The sequence below is a fragment of the Prevotella brunnea genome (assembly GCF_008016795.1).
Classification (GTDB): Bacteria; Bacteroidota; Bacteroidia; order Bacteroidales; family Bacteroidaceae; genus Prevotella; species Prevotella brunnea.
The window spans coordinates 1-15,610 of the sequence record NZ_SDIK01000075.1; the positions used below are offsets into that span (position 1 = coordinate 1).

Sequence of the window (15,610 nt, forward strand, 5' to 3'; positions counted from 1 at the left end):
GAAGAACGTCACGTTCCCCACGGATTCGAAACTCCTCAATAAAATCATCGGTTTCTGCCGCGACGTGGCTCATGCAGAGCATCTCAAGGTGCGCCAAAGCTATGCCGGGGAAATCAAGAGACTTAAGCTTGTGCAGCGTTTCCGTGGCAGGAAAATCAAAAGACTCGCGGGGGACAGAGGGTATCGCGGGCAGGAAACGTGCGGAGAGACGAACATCATGATACCCGGCGTTCCCAAGGCAAGCGACTCGCCACACAAGAAAAAGAAAAAACAAATGTTCTTCCGCAAGAGAGCAGGAATAGAGCCTGTCATAGGGCACTGCAAGGCAGATCATCGATTGGGGAGGAACTTCTACAAGGGTCTCTTGGGTGACGCCATCAACGTGATGCTCGCTGCGGCTGCATTCAACTTCAAAAGAGCCATGCGGTTTCTTTTGTGCCTTATTCGAAGCATGATAAAATGGAGTATTCAAGGAGTGGATTCCAACTTTAACGAAACAAAGGTGTTATCCAATACCTTTTGCTGGTTGTAAGTCGAGTTCTTGAGGAACGACTAGTTACCTTAGTTTTAATGGTTGCTAAAATTATTTAACAATAAGAATCGGGTATTTGTATTTATTAAATTTTGAAATCACTGAAATTAAATCTTTTTTATTTATAGGTACAATCCATCCTGTAATATTATTTTGTAAGCCAATATCATTATTGCTTAATGTAATTTGACTTTCATATAATTTATACCCATCTTGAATTATAACAAGTTTGCTACTAAGTGTAGACATATCCCCTCCTGTATATAAAAAAGGCAACTGCAAAATTTCTTTTATAGCATTATCATTTTCTGTATAAAGAATTTTGTGATGTGGTATCTCCTTCGGTAAATTCTTTAACTCGTACGAGTCCCAAATAATATACACAGAAAGTTTCGAGTTTGCCTTTATATTGAATAGAGAAGACAATACTATACGCTTTGTATTCAATTTGCCTTTGATTGTCATATTATATTTCTCTCTGGACAAATCTATAAAAATGGGATTATAAAAACAAATAATTAAAAACAAAATCCCGACAATGGCGCCTAATTTTATTATTTTATTTCTTTCCATTTTGCTTTACTTGATGTCCTTTATTTTTTTCTAAAAGTTGACTATCTGACCGAACGCCACCACCAAAGAATGTTCTGACATCCGATCCAAAAACTTTAGATGTAGAATCTAGCTTTTTAGAGAATTGTTCTACTATACTTTTTTCAATATTGCCAGACACGGCTGTCCTACAGGCTGCTGTTACATTTACCCAAGTCCCTTTTGAAAAAGCATCACTATTTAGCTGATCTGCATCAAACTCATCTCCATCAAAAAGCCATCCTCCATTATAGCCAACATTTAAATCTCCAGGTGTGGCATGTCCGACATAGTAAAAACTTGAAATTTTATCATTTTCCCTGGATTTTCCACCATTTTTATTATTTATATAATTAACAATATCATCAGCATCATCAACAACGATCATATTTATACCATTTCTTTGAGCTTGTTGTTTATATTTCTCCAACTCTTTTTTAGTATAGCCATAGTCTGTATCAGACTCACTAAATACGATCCAAGTAACTGCTTCTTTCTTACTATGTCTATGGCTCAATGCCCTTTTTGCTCTATCCAATCCATTAATAAGAAAATGCTCTCTATTTTGCATTGTACCACCATGCTGTCCTGAGACAACAATTCCTTCTTTTCCATTTGTATCAATAAAGATAATGGGATTATTATTTGCATAGCAATAAGAATTTACATTTGGATATTTCTCTTGTTTGGGATCACAACTCATCCACAAGCCCAGTCTCGGCTCGTAATACCTCGCACCATAGTAGTACATACCCGTTTCCTCGTCAAACTCTTTAGCGTTGAAGAGGTACGGCGTGTTCCACGTATTGTTGCGTTCTTCTATGAACACTTCTCCAAACGGTACATACTCGATGTGCTGTGTCACCTCGCCGTCAAGATTGGTGATGTAACTACTGCTGCCCAAGTGGTCGGGGTGGTAGTAGAACTGCATCTTCTCGTAATTGTCCTTATCGTGGAAATTACCGTTTGCAGCCCTTGTGCGTGCCATCGCCCTTGCCAGTGCCGCCTCCGGCGTGCCATCGTTGCAGCAGAAGCCCTGACCGTTCACGTAGTCGTCATTGTCCTAACCGTTATAAGGTTGGTCAAACGCCTTGTAATTGTCTTTAATGGATTGTAACTGCTGGTTGTACTTATCCTTGTAATTGATAGTCAAGCCATCAGCCTCATTACCTGCGTATGGTATTCGTCTTGGGTCTGTCTCTTATGTTCACCAATATATGCTGCTTTTTTGATTTTACTTCAAATTCAATCATAATATCTAATTAATTATGGTTATCAATATTTAACGTCGTTCTTTCCAGTTTATTGCTTACGGCTTTTAATACCCTTGTATGGGTAAGTTCAAACAATCTATATGTGGTTTACCATAGACTTGTAGTTTTAATATTATACATTCTGTTCTCTATCGCTATTGTAGCTTGCGTTTTCGTACCACGTTTTTTACTCTTTTATTTATGACGTCATATTTACCAGGATTAGACGTCATATCCGTCAGATTGAGACGTCATATTTTAGAGTGTATGACATCATATTTTGAACTTTAATGCTCATTCTTTACTTTCCTACAAAATAATTTAATATATATATAGTTTTTACGTTTATATTATTCTTTTTCCCAGGTTTCCATTTTGGCATTTTTTTAAGCATTCGTATAAAATTATTATCAAAACTCTTAGACACAGATTTTAATACAATGAAATTACTAAGAGTTCCGTCTTCCTTTACAACAAATTGAACAATTATATGCCCAGGAGCCCCATTTTCACCATAATCTTTTGGAATGTTGAAATTTTTAGTAATATAGTAAAAAAGCTCACTATCTCCTGTAGCAAAAGACGGAGATAGTTCTACATCATAAATAACTTTAGTCGTACTACATGATGTAAGAAGCATCAAAAATAAAAATAGCGATATTAATATTCTCATTTTTTAGATATATGCCAAAACTAATAATTATCAATAAACCAAAAGTTATCAAACTGCGAGCGTCCTTCCCCATGTTCTTGACGAATTATTTGTTTTTTGATAAATTCAAATTGCTGGGGAGTGATATTTGAATGTGGCAATTCTTTGACATTTCTTAGTTGTATTCCATCAATTGTATTGGCATAATTATTCATTACATTTTTATATACATCTTTGACTGTATTCGATGTAGAACTATAAGTAAATTTATGTCCTTTTGATGATATATTTTTTACTTCTGTATCAGAAAAACTCGGTTCGACTAATTCTGGCATTCCCAAAGTATGGAGCAATTCATGGATAATGTCTGCAGCAAAAACATAACCCTCTTTCACTTGATTTCGATTATTATATATCGTTGCATCTGCCATTCCTATTTTACAATTTATTCCAGCAAAAGTTGTTGGCGAATAATCAGAAAATGATACTATCAAATAAAGTTGATCTTCCTTTTGGGGTACATTGAAATTTATCTCTCCTGAGAATTTCCCCGAAGAAACCTCTTTTATCATACGATTAAATTCTGCATTAATATCTTGTTTATATTGCTCTATTATCTTTTGGTCAATATTAGGATTTACTTGTAATTCAACATTTGCATACACTACACCTCCAGTTTCATTATATTTTATTCCCCACTCTCTTCCATCAAAATCTTCATATCTTATAGGATTGTTGTTTGTATAGCAATAGGTATTTATATTAGCAAATTTCTCCTCCTTTGGATCCGTACTCATCCACAAGCTCAACCTCGGCTCATAGTACCTCGCACCATAGTAGTACATACCCGTTTCCTCATCAAACTCCTTGGCATTGAAGAGGTAAGGGGTATTCCAAGTATTGTTGCGTTCTTCAATGAACACCTCGCCAAACGGCACATACTCGATATGCTGTGCTACCTCACCGTCAAGGTTGGTGATGTAACTACTGCTGCCCAAGTGGTCAGGGTGATAGTAGAACTGCATCTTCTCGTAGTCATCGTTGGGCTTAAAGTTACCATTTGCAGTTCTTGTGCGTACCCTTGCTTGTGCTGCCTCCGGTGTACCATCGTTACAACAGAAGCCCTGACCGTTTACGTAGTCGTCATTGTCCTTACCGTTATAAGGTTGGTCAAACGCCTTGTAGTTGTCTTTAATGGATTGCAGTTGCTTTGCATACTTGTCCTTGTAGTTAATGGTCAAGCCATCGGCTTCATTGCCTGCATACGGTATTCGTCTTGGGTCTGCACCATAAGAAGCCAAGTCGCCCAATTTAGAAACAATTCTTTGACTACCGATGTAGATGTGCTTGGTGTACTTACCTCCTTGTCCTGCTACGAGGTAAGGGCTGACATAGAGTGAGAAGCGTGCTGTACCGGTGTTACCACCCGAGAACTCAGAGTTCACATAGATAGCTTCATTCTCGCCACTGGTCTTCACTGTGCGCTCGCCATCAGCATCATACCAATAGTTGCTCACAAATCCGTTCTCATCAGCTGCCAACAAGCGATTCTCCTCGTCCCACTTGAACTTCTGCTCACTTGCCTTTTCATCTTCCTTGCCGTCTTTCTTAACACGAGAGGTGTTGATATAGACAAGGTTTCCGTTGGCATCGTAAGTGTACTTGTGTCCGTTGTTAATATTCGTGCTGTCCGTAGGAGTTTCTTCCGTTCGGTAGTTGATATCACGAACATTGTCGAGTTGGAATAATGGGTCATAAGTCTCACCTATTCCCTCCACACACATAGGCTTGTGCATGGAGGGAAAATTAAGCGGGTTATGGTTTTGAGCGTACATCAATTAGGCAATAGGTGTGCTGTTAAGGATTCAGATCTTCTTCCTCTTTGGGCTTTTCGTTATCGCCTTTCTTCTTTTTGACCACTCGGAGTTCTACAGATTTTGCAGCGTTACGCATGGCTGCCTTTGGCGTAAAGACGATTTTCGGTGCCTTCAGGCTGTCGGCGGTAACTTCTGCCTCGCTATCCATCATCTTTGGCGGTACTATGATGCGGAATGAGCCGAGGTCTGCCAAATCCACGCTCTGACCTAATTCGAGGGCATCGCGCACGATGGCACCAAGGCTGATGAGCGCATTGCTTACGTCACCTGCCGAGAGGGAGGTTTCGCGCACGATACGGTCTACTACCATCTTGTTTGTCAGATGTTGTTGTGACACAGGCTGGGCGAAGTACACCGTCTGCCCCTTACGCTTACCAATAGGCTGCGTCTTTGATTTTACTTCAAATTCAATCATAACTTCTTATTGTTTATGATTATCAACTATTTAACGTCATTCTTTCCTGTTTATTGCTCTCGGCTTTTAATACCCATATAAGGGTAATGCCCGTTACCCTTATATGGGTGTTGGGACATACCCTTGTATGGGTAAGTTCAAACTGTTTATATATGGTTCACCATAGACTTGTTGTTTTAATGTTATACATTCTGTTATTTTTCGCTGTCGTGGATTGCCGTTTTCGTGCCACGTTTGTTGTTCTTTTTATTTAGATAACTCCCGATTTGGAGTATTATCCACATTATTTACCAATTTTCATTAAAAGACAATAGTTCCACAGACCTTCCTGATTGAAAAAAAAGCCAAGAAATAACACCATCTGCCATTGGTGCCCTCTTGCAAAAAGTAAATCGTATTTTATGTTTACATAGCCTTTTTATAATACAATTTTTTTTATCCCCTCTTAAAATAAACGTATAGTCTAGAATCTTTGTATATCCAAATATTTTATTATCATATCTAACATCATCTTTATCTAGTAAATCTATGGATATAAGAGTCCCTTTACTTCTGCGCGTTAAAGTCATTACTAACATTTTTTTTGAAGAAGGAATATTTTTCTTTTTCAAATAAGAAATTGTTATATCCAATATATCCTTGCGAAGATTGGAATGGTGTAACTCATAATAGCTCAAATCTATAGATGAAGTATTTCCTATCCCCTGCGCTGTACAGGGGATAAGAAATAAAAAGAAACCTATAATCATATAAATGAAATGTTTCATTATTTTTTCTTTTTATGTCCAACAACAGTGACTCCTTTTAGGTTGTATGTAGGTATTCCAAACCCAAAATCTTCAGGTGAAGAATTTGGACTAAACTTAACATATGTGCCTTTTCCTGGCAGATATATTTTAAAACTCGGATTTTGTTTGCTCTCATCTGTAATCCATTGAGCATAAGGAATATCACCACTTCCTCCATTAAGTCCAGAAGGATAGGGAGTATTTTCAGGATGGCTATGGACATTACTTCTTAAAGTATAACCATTTTTTAATTGTTTGTCAAAGAGATCTGCCATACCAGTTTCAGTACTATGTTGATGAGAAGTGGTTATGTAATTTAATCCTCTCTTACCTTTAAATCCTGTTTGCATCTGACTCCATTCTACAGATGTGTTTTTAGAAAAATATTCAAAGAGTAAAGTTCCTTGCTTATCACCTCGTACCTGATATACATCATACAATAATCCCCTATCATTTTTTTGACCAGTGGCTTTTTCTACTGTACCGTAAGTAAAACTGATACTTTTTCCTCTTATTCTCTTACCTCTATAATTAACGATATAAAAAGCATCGTGCTTATCGGTCTTTATATGCTTTACTATTTTCCCTTGTTTGTTTATTTCCCATTCATCTTGACCGTCAGGATCTATATAACGAAGAGGATTGTCTTTCGTATAAGCATATGGAGAAATCCAGTTCTTTAAATTTGCAATTGGATCCACACTCATCCACAGACTCAACCTTGGTTCGTAGTATCTCGCACCATAGTAGTACATACCTGTTTCCTCATCAAACTCTTTGGCATTGAAGAGATAAGGGGTGTTCCAAGTGTTGTTGCGTTCTTCTATGAAGACTTCGCCAAATGGAACATACTCGATGTGCTGCGATACCTCGCCGTCAAGGTTGGTGATGTAACTGCTACTACCCAAGTGGTCGGGGTGATAGTAGAACTGCATCTTCTCGTACTCTTCATTCGGCTTGAAGTTACCATTGGCAGCCCTTGTTCGTGCCATAGCACGAGCTTGTGCTGCTTCGGGCGTACCGTCGTTGCAGCAGAATTGTCGTGCAAACGAGAGGAAAGTGAGCTTGCTCAAGCTTTCCCGAGTGCAGCAGACAATGTCTTTTAGACAAACCTGACCGTTTACGTAGTCGTCATTGTCCTTACCATTATAAGGTTGGTCAAACGCTTTGTAATTGTCTTTAATGGATTGCAGTTGCTGACTATATTTTGCCTTATAGTCTACGGTTACACCATCAGCCTCATTTCCTGCATAAGGAATGCGTCTTGGGTCTGTCTCTTATGTTCACGGATATATGCTGCTTTTTTGATTTTACTTCAAATTCAATCATAATTTCTAATTAATTATGGTTATCAATTATTTAACGTCGTTCTTTCCTGTTTATTGCTTACGGCTTTTAATACCTATATAAGGGTAATGATGAACACCCTTATAAGGGTATTGCCTGTTACCCTTATATGGGTGCTGGGGCATAACGTTTTTTATCAATACATAGGCAACTTTCCACTTTTTTTTATTATAGCATTAATCATATTTCTGAATTCTTCGTTTACTTCGTATATTTCATTCCGATAGTATATATAAAACATTCCTAAATAAAATGTATCCAAGATTTGTTCGTTCAAATAGAATATAATTTTTGCACGAACATTTATAGAAGGGTGTATTTCACTTGTTTTTTTAAGAGATTTTATGGTGTCGAAGAATTTGGAAATTTCCATATCTGACGCCACGATTATACTATCAAGCGAATGACTGACAAATCCCTTGTCAAAAAACTCTGGGGTAATATTAAAAATTGTTTTTAGGTCAGCTTGGGTGTAAACAATTTTGAGCTTGATATTACAAGCACTCAATGCATTAAAACCAAGTAACCATATACCAAAAACTATCAAACATTTAATACTATTTGTTATGTGTCTCATTATTATCATTATTTGGATTTACGTTTTTAGACTTGGGTGCAGATATAACTATTTCATCCATTATAAATGGATTCTTTGGCATTTTTCCATCTTTTGCTTCTGTCGTAGTTGGCGATTTAGTTATATATGGGATGCCGTTGTGGTCTGTACGTGTAACCTCTCCTGCACTGATTTCATCAAGTGCTAAAGCTGTTTTCTGTTCAGATCCTGTTATAACTCTCATTTCCTCTTTGTCATTATAATCGGGGTCAGGAGTATTAGAGTCTTGTTCATATTTATCAGAATTATTGAGATATTGTAGTGTATGATCCGCTTCATGGTTTAATACAGCCGTAGGTGACATCTTTTTGTTAGAACTTGTAAGCACTCCCATATTAGGATCCCAATAAATAGTTTTTTTCATCTTGCTGAAAGCAGAAGCCTTACCAACTCTTTCTGTAATATAAATAATTGTAGAACTCTTATCTATTTGGGCTATGATACCATCTGCGTTATGCGTATGTAAATACATAATAGCTGCACGAAATTTTTGTTTAAATGCTTCCGTTGCTCCTGGGGCAAATAGAAGTTTCCTTCCATCTGAATCTATGAACTTGATAGGGGTATTTGCCGCATAGCAATAAGTGCTAATATTAGGATATTTCTCCTGCAATGGGTCCGTACTCATCCACAAACTAAGCCTCGGTTCATAATACCTCGCCCCATAGTAGTACATACCCGTTTCCTCGTCAAACTCCTTCGCATTAAAGAGATAAAGCGTATTCCAAGTATTGTTGCGTTCTTCTATGAATACTTCGCCGAACGGCACATACTCGATGTGCTGCGATACTTCGCCATCAAGGTTGGTGATGTAGCTACTGCTGCCTAAGTGGTCAGGGTGGTAGTAGAACTGCATCTTTTCATAAGTGTCCTTGTCATGGAAATTATTATCTACAGCAGCACGTGTGCTGGCATTCGTTTTAGCCATCGCCCTTGCCTGCGCAGCCTCCGGCGTACCATCATTACAGCAGAAGCCCTGACCATTCACATAGTCGTCATTGTCCTTACCGTTATAAGGTTGGTCAAACGCCTTGTAATTGTCTTTAATGGATTGCAGCTGCTTTGCATACTTGTCTTTGTAGTTGATGGTCAAGCCATCAGCCTCATTGCCTGCATACGGTATTCGTCTTGGGTCTGCGCCATAAGAAGCCAAGTCGCCAAGCTTGCTGACGATACGCTGGCTGCCCACATAGATGTGCTTCGTATATTTGCCACCTTGCCCTGCCACGAGGTATGGGCTGACATAGAGCGAGAAGCGTGCTGTACCAGTATTGCCACCCGAAAACTCAGAGTTCACATAAATGGCCTCATTCTCGCCACTCGTCTTCACCGTGCGCTCACCATCGGCATCATACCAATAGTTGCTCACAAAGCCGTTTTCATCAGCTGCCAAGAGTCTGTTCTCCTCGTCCCAACGATACTTCTGCTCACTTGCCTTTTCATCCTCCTTGCCGTCTTTCTTTACACGTGAGGTGTTGATATAGACAAGGTTTCCGTTGGCATCGTAGGTGTACTTGTGTCCGTTGTTGATATTCGTACTCTCCGTAGGAGTTTCTTCCGTTCGGTAGTTGATGTCACGAACATTGTCGAGTTGGAACTTCTTGCCCTCTCCCTTCTGACAGGTATAGGTGAGGTCGTAGCCTGCGTTGAGCGAACCGTTGAACTGTACGTTACTTTGCGCGAGGTGCTGCTTCTTGCTTGTGATGCGGTGCATGTTGTCGTAGCCCATAGATAACGTATAAGAGGCGGATTTATTGTCCGTTCCCTTATAACTTGCCAAACGATACAATGGGTCATAAGTATAACTGTGGCTCATCTGTCCGCTGATCTTGGGGAAGTGGAGCAAGGCACCTGAGATAAAAGACCTTAATATGTCCATACTGATTTATAAAGACAATTTCTACATTTCTTTTTTGGAGGCTTTCTATAATTAAATATCTCTATTGGGATATAAATATCGACAATTTCTTTTATTTCTGTAATAGGGATTTCATCTGAAACTGTTGGAAGTACAATGTTTTCTTTTTTGCAAATAGAAAATTTACCAGTGATTTGGGTTACCCTCATGCTCACACTTTTACCATCACATAACTTAAAATCTATTAGACGGCTATTTGAATACAAATTATTCATCAGTCGTTGCCCTTGCCCTAAATATCTTACTAAAAGACTATCATTATTTACTTTGGACATTCTTACTAGAACTTTATCGTATATTAAAAAATTTGGAACAAAATGTCCTTGACTATAAAAACTTGACAAAAAACTTGCAGTGTTATTGAAATTTATAGTATCCCAATTAAGGTTTTCTGTTATTGCTCGCATCGTAATAGGATAGCTTGATTTATCCCGAATATCTAATTCACAATATAGAAAAGTTTCATTAGGAGAGCTTTTTCCAATAGAAAAGCTCTCCAAAAGAATACATAATGCTATCAAGACTGATATATTTGTACTATTTCTCATTATCCTTAATTCCGCAACACTATTATAAATTAAACTTTTTAAGTACCTGAGCAACAAAAAGTTGCTCAGGATTTTGCCATGTCAGAATTTTCACTTATCTTAGTGCTGCAAAAAAACAAGAGAATCCGACGATAGATATGGCGAAGATACAAATTAAATCTGAGAGACTCACTCCTTTTGGGGGATTATTTTCAATCATGGAGCAATTTGACTCCACACATTATCATCTGTAATCGACTCAACCCTCGGTCTAAGGTGTGGAACGTTCGGTTGTCAGTACAGCGAAATCATCCGTTCTCTCATGAGTATCACGGTTGAGGGTTATCATCGTCAGGTGCGCAAAGTAACGAAGAACAAGGGTGTGTTCCCGTCAGACACCGCACTTGAAAAACTTGTGTATCTTGCTTATCGAGACATTAGTGAGAAATGGACTATGCCCCTGTCTAATTGGGCACTGATATCACAACAACTTGCTATAAAATTTGGAGATAGGTTCAAGATTATGTAACTTTGCCTGTGAAAGACTCCTCTTATTTGTATGCAGATATGAAATCTGCATACAAATAAGAGGTAAAGAATAAAAAACAGAGCCGTGACACAGTTCAGTTTACACTACCAATCATTGCCTAATCAAAGGGAAACTACCCATTACATTCTTTCTTTTTCTTCTCTATTAGAATGCGTCTTATAGTGTTGGCTTGCTCGTTTTAATCCGGCTGAGAAACTAAATGTTGCACTGACGAAGAACTTTCGAGAAATGAAATGAAAGTCTGTATGGTGCTCAAACTCGCCGTTCTTGAATATTTGTTGATTCTTTCCTCTACTATTTAACAAGTCTTTTACACCAAAATTGATATTCAGTTTGTCTTTCAAACAATTATAATCTCCCTCAATATCTACACCAAAGTAATCTGTCTTTTGAATAAGATAAAGTCGTTTATAATGCCTGATATAGCGTAAATTTGCCATCGCGGTAAGTTGCTTTGACAACCTGAAACGATTAATACTTGATAGAACAACGCCAAAATCATTGACACGCTTATCACTATTCTGATATATACTCTGACTTAGCTCGGCATTATTTCTACAATTCCATATGCCCCATGTAAAGGGTATTTCCAAGTATAAAGCCAACCTCTTTGAATTTCCATCATTTTTTAAGGTGTAGCGTGTTTGTTTCTCTTCAATCTGCTCGTATATCTCATTAATTTTCCTATCGATAAAAAGTGCAGATAACGAGAAAATATATCTTGATTTCAGAACGAATTGTAATGCTGCATTGTATAGCAATTCGCCTTTTAAATAAGGATTACCTTCCTTATAAGATGTTTCGGACAGATGAAAAATAAATGGATTTACCATTTGGTACGATGGACGATTTATCGATTGCGTATAGCTGAGCGACAAAGCATTTCCTTGCCCCATATCTTTTCTTACAAAGAAAGATGGGAAGATATTATTGTCGTTTCTACTGCTATGCAATTGAGTTTTTACCCTTTGTCGGGTATTCCATTCCGTATATTCGTTACGTAGCCCCACTTGAACATCCCAAGGTCGCGATGTGTACCTATACATTCCGTATATTGCATATTGTTGCTCAAAATAATTGAAATCGTCTCGTTCATCAGCATCTTCCGACAATGTGCCTCCTAAAGTTGTATTTCCGAGATATAGTTTGTTATCATAATTAATACCAGCATTGACATACTTGGCCCCAAGTGTAAACTGATGGCGGCTGAAGATCTTTGTAAAATCTACTTGAGTACTATATATGTTTATGCGTTCGAATGAGGGCTGCGATTTAGTTATGATACTATCCCCACCTATACCTTTGGTGTATTTATTCTCATACTCGTATAAATCATGTTCACTTTCTCCTACATAATCGGCGATAAGGTTCAGTTTACTGCCCAGGGTATCTGTTTTCCATTCATAATTTAATGTAACATTATTGGTATTAGACTTTAATGTATATGGAGCATAACTCCTAATACTTGTTTGATCAGGACTATTGTCGGTAATAGTAGAATGAACCCAACAGTCATTGGAATAATCTTTTGCGTAATTACCAGACCATTCAACACCTAAATATTGCTTGGGAGATATATAAAAGTCAAAACCCAATTTAGGCATATAGTAAAGACTTTTATCTGTACTTTCAGATATACTATTAACTGTTATATTTCGTCCATAGTCACTTTCGGCTATTTTACTTAGACTTTCCGACTGCCCTAACATCATGTTAGCATAAAGAGCAAAGTTTCCCCACGAATATGTTAATCCTGTAAATTCTGAGAATGAATTTTTACTTTTTCGTTCATATTCGCTACCTCCATAACCAGAAAGTCCATAATCATGCTTCTTCTGACGATTGATAACAAGAACACCCGTTCCTCCTTCCGCATCATACTCAACTGTTGCTTGAGGTATTATCTCTAAACTCTTAATATCATTGCCACGTAAAGAAGACAAATATCTTTTAAGTTGTGCACCACTTAGTTTTACCATTCTTCCATTTTCATATATCTTGATGCCATTCCCCATAATGGTAACGCCACCTTCACCATCATAACTTACACCAGGAATCAAACTCAAAATATTAGAAAGAGAACGTGCTTTTAACAATTTACTATGTTCTACACTAACTATCATTCTGTCTGCCTTACGTTGAACAAATGGTCTTTCTGCTAATACAGTTACTTCGGAAAGCATTATTGAGTCTGACATTAAGGTATGTTTGTTCTGTGCAAAGCACGTTAGTGCACATTGCAAAAAACAAAAAGAAAGAATGTATAAATACTTTTTCATAAGCCTTAATTCCGCAACACTATTATAAATTAAACTTTTTAAGTACCTGAGCAACAAAAGTTGCTCAGGATTTTGCCATGTCAGAATTTTCACTTATCTTAGTGTTGCAAAAAAACAAGAGAATCCGACGATAGACATGGCGAAGATACAAATTAAATCTGAGAGACTCACTCCTTTTGGGGGATTATTTTCAATCATGGAGCAATTTGACTCCACATTATCATCTGTAATCGACTCAACTCTCGGTCTAAGGTGTGGATCGTTCGGTTATCAGTACAGCGAAATCATCCGTTCTCTCATGAGTATCTACTTCTGTGGCGGTTCATGTACCCCAGGATGTCACTACTCATTTGATGAACCACCTCTCGCTTCATCCGACACTTCGCACTTGTAGCTCTGATACTATCCTCAGAGCGATCAAGGAGTTGACGCAAGAAAACATTTCATACACATCGGATATGGGCAAGACCTACGATTTCAATACGGCTGACACTCTCAATACTTTATTGCTCAATTGTATATTTGCATCTGGCCAACTGAAAGAGGGTGAGATGTATGATGTTGATTTCGACCATCAGTTCATAGAGACAGAGAAGTATGATGCAAAGCCTACATACACGAAGTTCCTTGGTTATCGCCTGGCGTGGCGGTTATTGGCGATTTGATAGTCGGTATAATCCGTAACTTTTACAAGGCCATTATTCAAAGACTTGACGTAAAGAAGTACGGACTCAATGCAACAAGTCGCATAAAAGCGTTTGTCTTCAGGTTTATCTCTGTACCAGCCAAGTGGATCACGACATCAAGGCGGTATGTGCTGAATATCTATACCTGTAATAATGCTTACGCAGATGTTTTCCATACTGATTTTGGATAATGCCTACAACTTATGGGAATGATATTGTGTATTGCCTCAAGTCACATTGTGGGGTAAGGGGATATTGTAGGCAGAAGTGGATGCTTCAAGTTCAAATTATCTGCAAATTCAGTAATGAGAGGACGTGTAAACGCAATAAGGACGTTCAAGGGCTTAGTAGCGGATTTGAGGAAATAGATGCCGGGAAGAAAAAAATATCAAAATGTTTTGCAGGATAAAAAAAAAGCATTATCTTTGCACTCGCAATTCAGAAATGAGGTCTCTTATGACGAATGCAACGGGGTGTAGCGCAGCCCGGTAGCGCTCCTGGTTTGGGACCAGGCGGCCGCAGGTTCGAATCCTGTCGCCCCGACAAAGAAGCATTTAGTGAAATGTAATTGCGGAAATAGCTCAGTTGGTAGAGCACAACCTTGCCAAGGTTGGGGTCGCGAGTTCGAGTCTCGTTTTCCGCTCTTTGAAATACTGCGATAAGTAAGCCAAGAGACGTGCTCTCTGAATGCCCAGGTGGCGGAATTGGTAGACGCGCACGTTTCAGGTGCGTGTGTTTCACGACGTGCAGGTTCGAGTCCTGTTCTGGGCACTTTACTTATTCATTTGAAAATTTATATAATGGAGAGGTGGCGGAATTGGTAGACGCGCTACTTTGAGGGGGTAGTGAAAATTGCTTCGTGGGAGTTCGAGTCTCCTCCTCTTCACATGGTAAGTTCTTTTCTTACTGTTTGCGGAAATAGCTCAGTTGGTAGAGCACAACCTTGCCAAGGTTGGGGTCGCGAGTTCGAGTCTCGTTTTCCGCTCTTTTTTATTTTATATTGGAGAAACATTCTATCACCATCTAAATGAATTTATATTTAAGATATTTCGACAATGAAACATTGGTCTATAATGTCGATCAAGCGTTGGATTTTTTAGCGTCTATCCCGGATATACAATTAACACCGGACTTAGTAGAGGATATCCGTGCTTATGTGGATAGCGACTTGTTTTATCCGAAACGATACAAAGTTCGTCCCAGAATTTACTTTATCATTATAAAGACAGAAGCCGCTTCAATGTTAGATTTTAAGCAGAAGAAAGCCCTTCGTTCTACTGATATGGCTCAGCCCAAGGATAACCCTATAATCATGCATCTTAATGAAGAGAAGGATGGATGGTATGAAGGATCTTTAGACTTTAAGCGAGTGGTCTATATTCCAACGACCGGTAAATATGAATACCGCGACACACATTTCGTGGCACAGTGCAAGTCTATTTCAGGAATCGACTGCTATAATCGGATTATCGATTACCTGAGGGGGCGTGTAGATAATCGTAGTCAGTTCCCTTCAGCTAAAGGTAAAAACTTCTCGTTCCGTTATCTTGGAATGTGGAAATAACAAACTTTTGATAGG

11 protein-coding genes, 5 tRNA genes and 5 pseudogenes are annotated in these 15,610 nt (G+C 38.4%); 10 read left to right on the top strand and 11 right to left on the bottom strand.

Annotated features, from left to right (window positions below; all coding sequences use genetic code 11):
- Nucleotides 1–532 (top strand): annotated as a pseudogene (locus ETF27_RS09360) (IS5/IS1182 family transposase); the annotation flags it as partial.
- A 51-nt stretch (nucleotides 533–583) separates the two neighbouring features.
- Here ETF27_RS09360 and ETF27_RS09365 read toward each other — a convergent pair.
- The 10 genes and pseudogenes from ETF27_RS09365 to ETF27_RS09410 all read right to left on the bottom strand — a co-directional run bounded on the left by ETF27_RS09365 (nucleotide 584) and on the right by ETF27_RS09410 (nucleotide 10,537).
- Nucleotides 584–1,105 (bottom strand): hypothetical protein, encoded by a 522-nt coding sequence (locus tag ETF27_RS09365; protein ID WP_147785747.1) that lies wholly within the window; start codon nucleotides 1,103–1,105, stop codon nucleotides 584–586.
- A 628-nt stretch (nucleotides 1,106–1,733) separates the two neighbouring features.
- Nucleotides 1,734–2,318: pseudogene (locus tag ETF27_RS09370) on the bottom strand (RHS repeat domain-containing protein); the annotation flags it as partial.
- Nucleotides 2,319–2,677: 359 nt separating this feature from the next.
- Nucleotides 2,678–3,049, bottom strand: a complete 372-nt coding sequence (locus tag ETF27_RS09375) for an energy transducer TonB (RefSeq protein WP_025877735.1) — start codon at nucleotides 3,047–3,049, stop codon at nucleotides 2,678–2,680.
- A 20-nt stretch (nucleotides 3,050–3,069) separates the two neighbouring features.
- A complete protein-coding gene (locus tag ETF27_RS11515) occupies nucleotides 3,070–4,863 on the bottom strand; it encodes an RHS repeat domain-containing protein (protein ID WP_240048167.1) in 1,794 nt (597 codons plus the stop codon).
- A gap of 22 nt (nucleotides 4,864–4,885) precedes the next feature.
- Entirely contained in the window at nucleotides 4,886–5,320 is a 435-nt protein-coding gene (locus ETF27_RS09385) for an HU family DNA-binding protein (protein WP_147785748.1), read from the bottom strand.
- Between the two features lie 287 nt (nucleotides 5,321–5,607).
- The gene (locus tag ETF27_RS09390) at nucleotides 5,608–6,087 is read right to left on the bottom strand and encodes a hypothetical protein (protein ID WP_147785749.1); all 480 of its coding nucleotides are present in this window, start codon (nucleotides 6,085–6,087) and stop codon (nucleotides 5,608–5,610) included.
- Entirely contained in the window at nucleotides 6,087–6,548 is a 462-nt protein-coding gene (locus ETF27_RS11520; RefSeq protein WP_240048170.1) for a JAB-like toxin 1 domain-containing protein, read from the bottom strand. Before ETF27_RS11520 ends, ETF27_RS09390 begins: the two co-directional genes overlap by 1 nt.
- Before the next feature lie 171 nt (nucleotides 6,549–6,719).
- Nucleotides 6,720–7,379 (bottom strand): annotated as a pseudogene (locus ETF27_RS11205) (RHS repeat domain-containing protein); the annotation flags it as partial.
- 633 nt (nucleotides 7,380–8,012) lie between these two features.
- Nucleotides 8,013–9,950, bottom strand: a complete 1,938-nt coding sequence (locus ETF27_RS11530; RefSeq protein ID WP_394348695.1) for an RHS repeat-associated core domain-containing protein — start codon at nucleotides 9,948–9,950, stop codon at nucleotides 8,013–8,015.
- Nucleotides 9,938–10,537, bottom strand: coding sequence for a hypothetical protein (locus ETF27_RS09410; RefSeq protein WP_115084388.1), 600 nt, complete (start codon nucleotides 10,535–10,537; stop codon nucleotides 9,938–9,940). Before ETF27_RS09410 ends, ETF27_RS11530 begins: the two co-directional genes overlap by 13 nt.
- Before the next feature lie 137 nt (nucleotides 10,538–10,674).
- Between ETF27_RS09410 and ETF27_RS11370 the strand changes: the two are divergent.
- Nucleotides 10,675–10,847: pseudogene (locus ETF27_RS11370) on the top strand (IS1380 family transposase); the annotation flags it as partial.
- Nucleotides 10,839–11,045: a transposase gene (locus ETF27_RS11325; protein ID WP_025877743.1), complete on the top strand. Its 207-nt coding sequence runs from the start codon at nucleotides 10,839–10,841 to the stop codon at nucleotides 11,043–11,045. The pseudogene ETF27_RS11370 and the gene ETF27_RS11325, both read left to right, overlap by 9 nt.
- Nucleotides 11,046–11,185: 140 nt before the next feature.
- Here ETF27_RS11325 and ETF27_RS09420 read toward each other — a convergent pair whose 3' ends face one another.
- Nucleotides 11,186–13,264 (bottom strand): outer membrane beta-barrel family protein, encoded by a 2,079-nt coding sequence (locus ETF27_RS09420; RefSeq protein WP_240048168.1) that lies wholly within the window; start codon nucleotides 13,262–13,264, stop codon nucleotides 11,186–11,188.
- Between the two features lie 217 nt (nucleotides 13,265–13,481).
- On the opposite strand from ETF27_RS09420, the pseudogene ETF27_RS09425 reads away from it, so the two are divergent.
- The 7 genes and pseudogenes from ETF27_RS09425 (at nucleotide 13,482) to ETF27_RS09455 (ending at nucleotide 15,595) form a co-directional block, all read left to right on the top strand.
- Nucleotides 13,482–14,222 (top strand): annotated as a pseudogene (locus ETF27_RS09425) (hypothetical protein).
- Nucleotides 14,223–14,500: 278 nt separating this feature from the next.
- Nucleotides 14,501–14,574, top strand: a tRNA-Pro gene (locus ETF27_RS09430).
- A gap of 27 nt (nucleotides 14,575–14,601) precedes the next feature.
- Nucleotides 14,602–14,674 (top strand) — tRNA-Gly (locus ETF27_RS09435).
- A 46-nt stretch (nucleotides 14,675–14,720) separates the two neighbouring features.
- Nucleotides 14,721–14,802: transfer RNA gene (locus tag ETF27_RS09440), tRNA-Leu, on the top strand.
- Between the two features lie 31 nt (nucleotides 14,803–14,833).
- Nucleotides 14,834–14,917: transfer RNA gene (locus ETF27_RS09445), tRNA-Leu, on the top strand.
- A 26-nt stretch (nucleotides 14,918–14,943) separates the two neighbouring features.
- A tRNA-Gly gene (locus ETF27_RS09450) sits at nucleotides 14,944–15,016 on the top strand.
- Between the two features lie 42 nt (nucleotides 15,017–15,058).
- The gene (locus ETF27_RS09455) at nucleotides 15,059–15,595 is read left to right on the top strand and encodes a hypothetical protein (protein ID WP_130828966.1); all 537 of its coding nucleotides are present in this window, start codon (nucleotides 15,059–15,061) and stop codon (nucleotides 15,593–15,595) included.
- The last annotated feature ends 15 nt before the right edge of the window (nucleotides 15,596–15,610 follow it).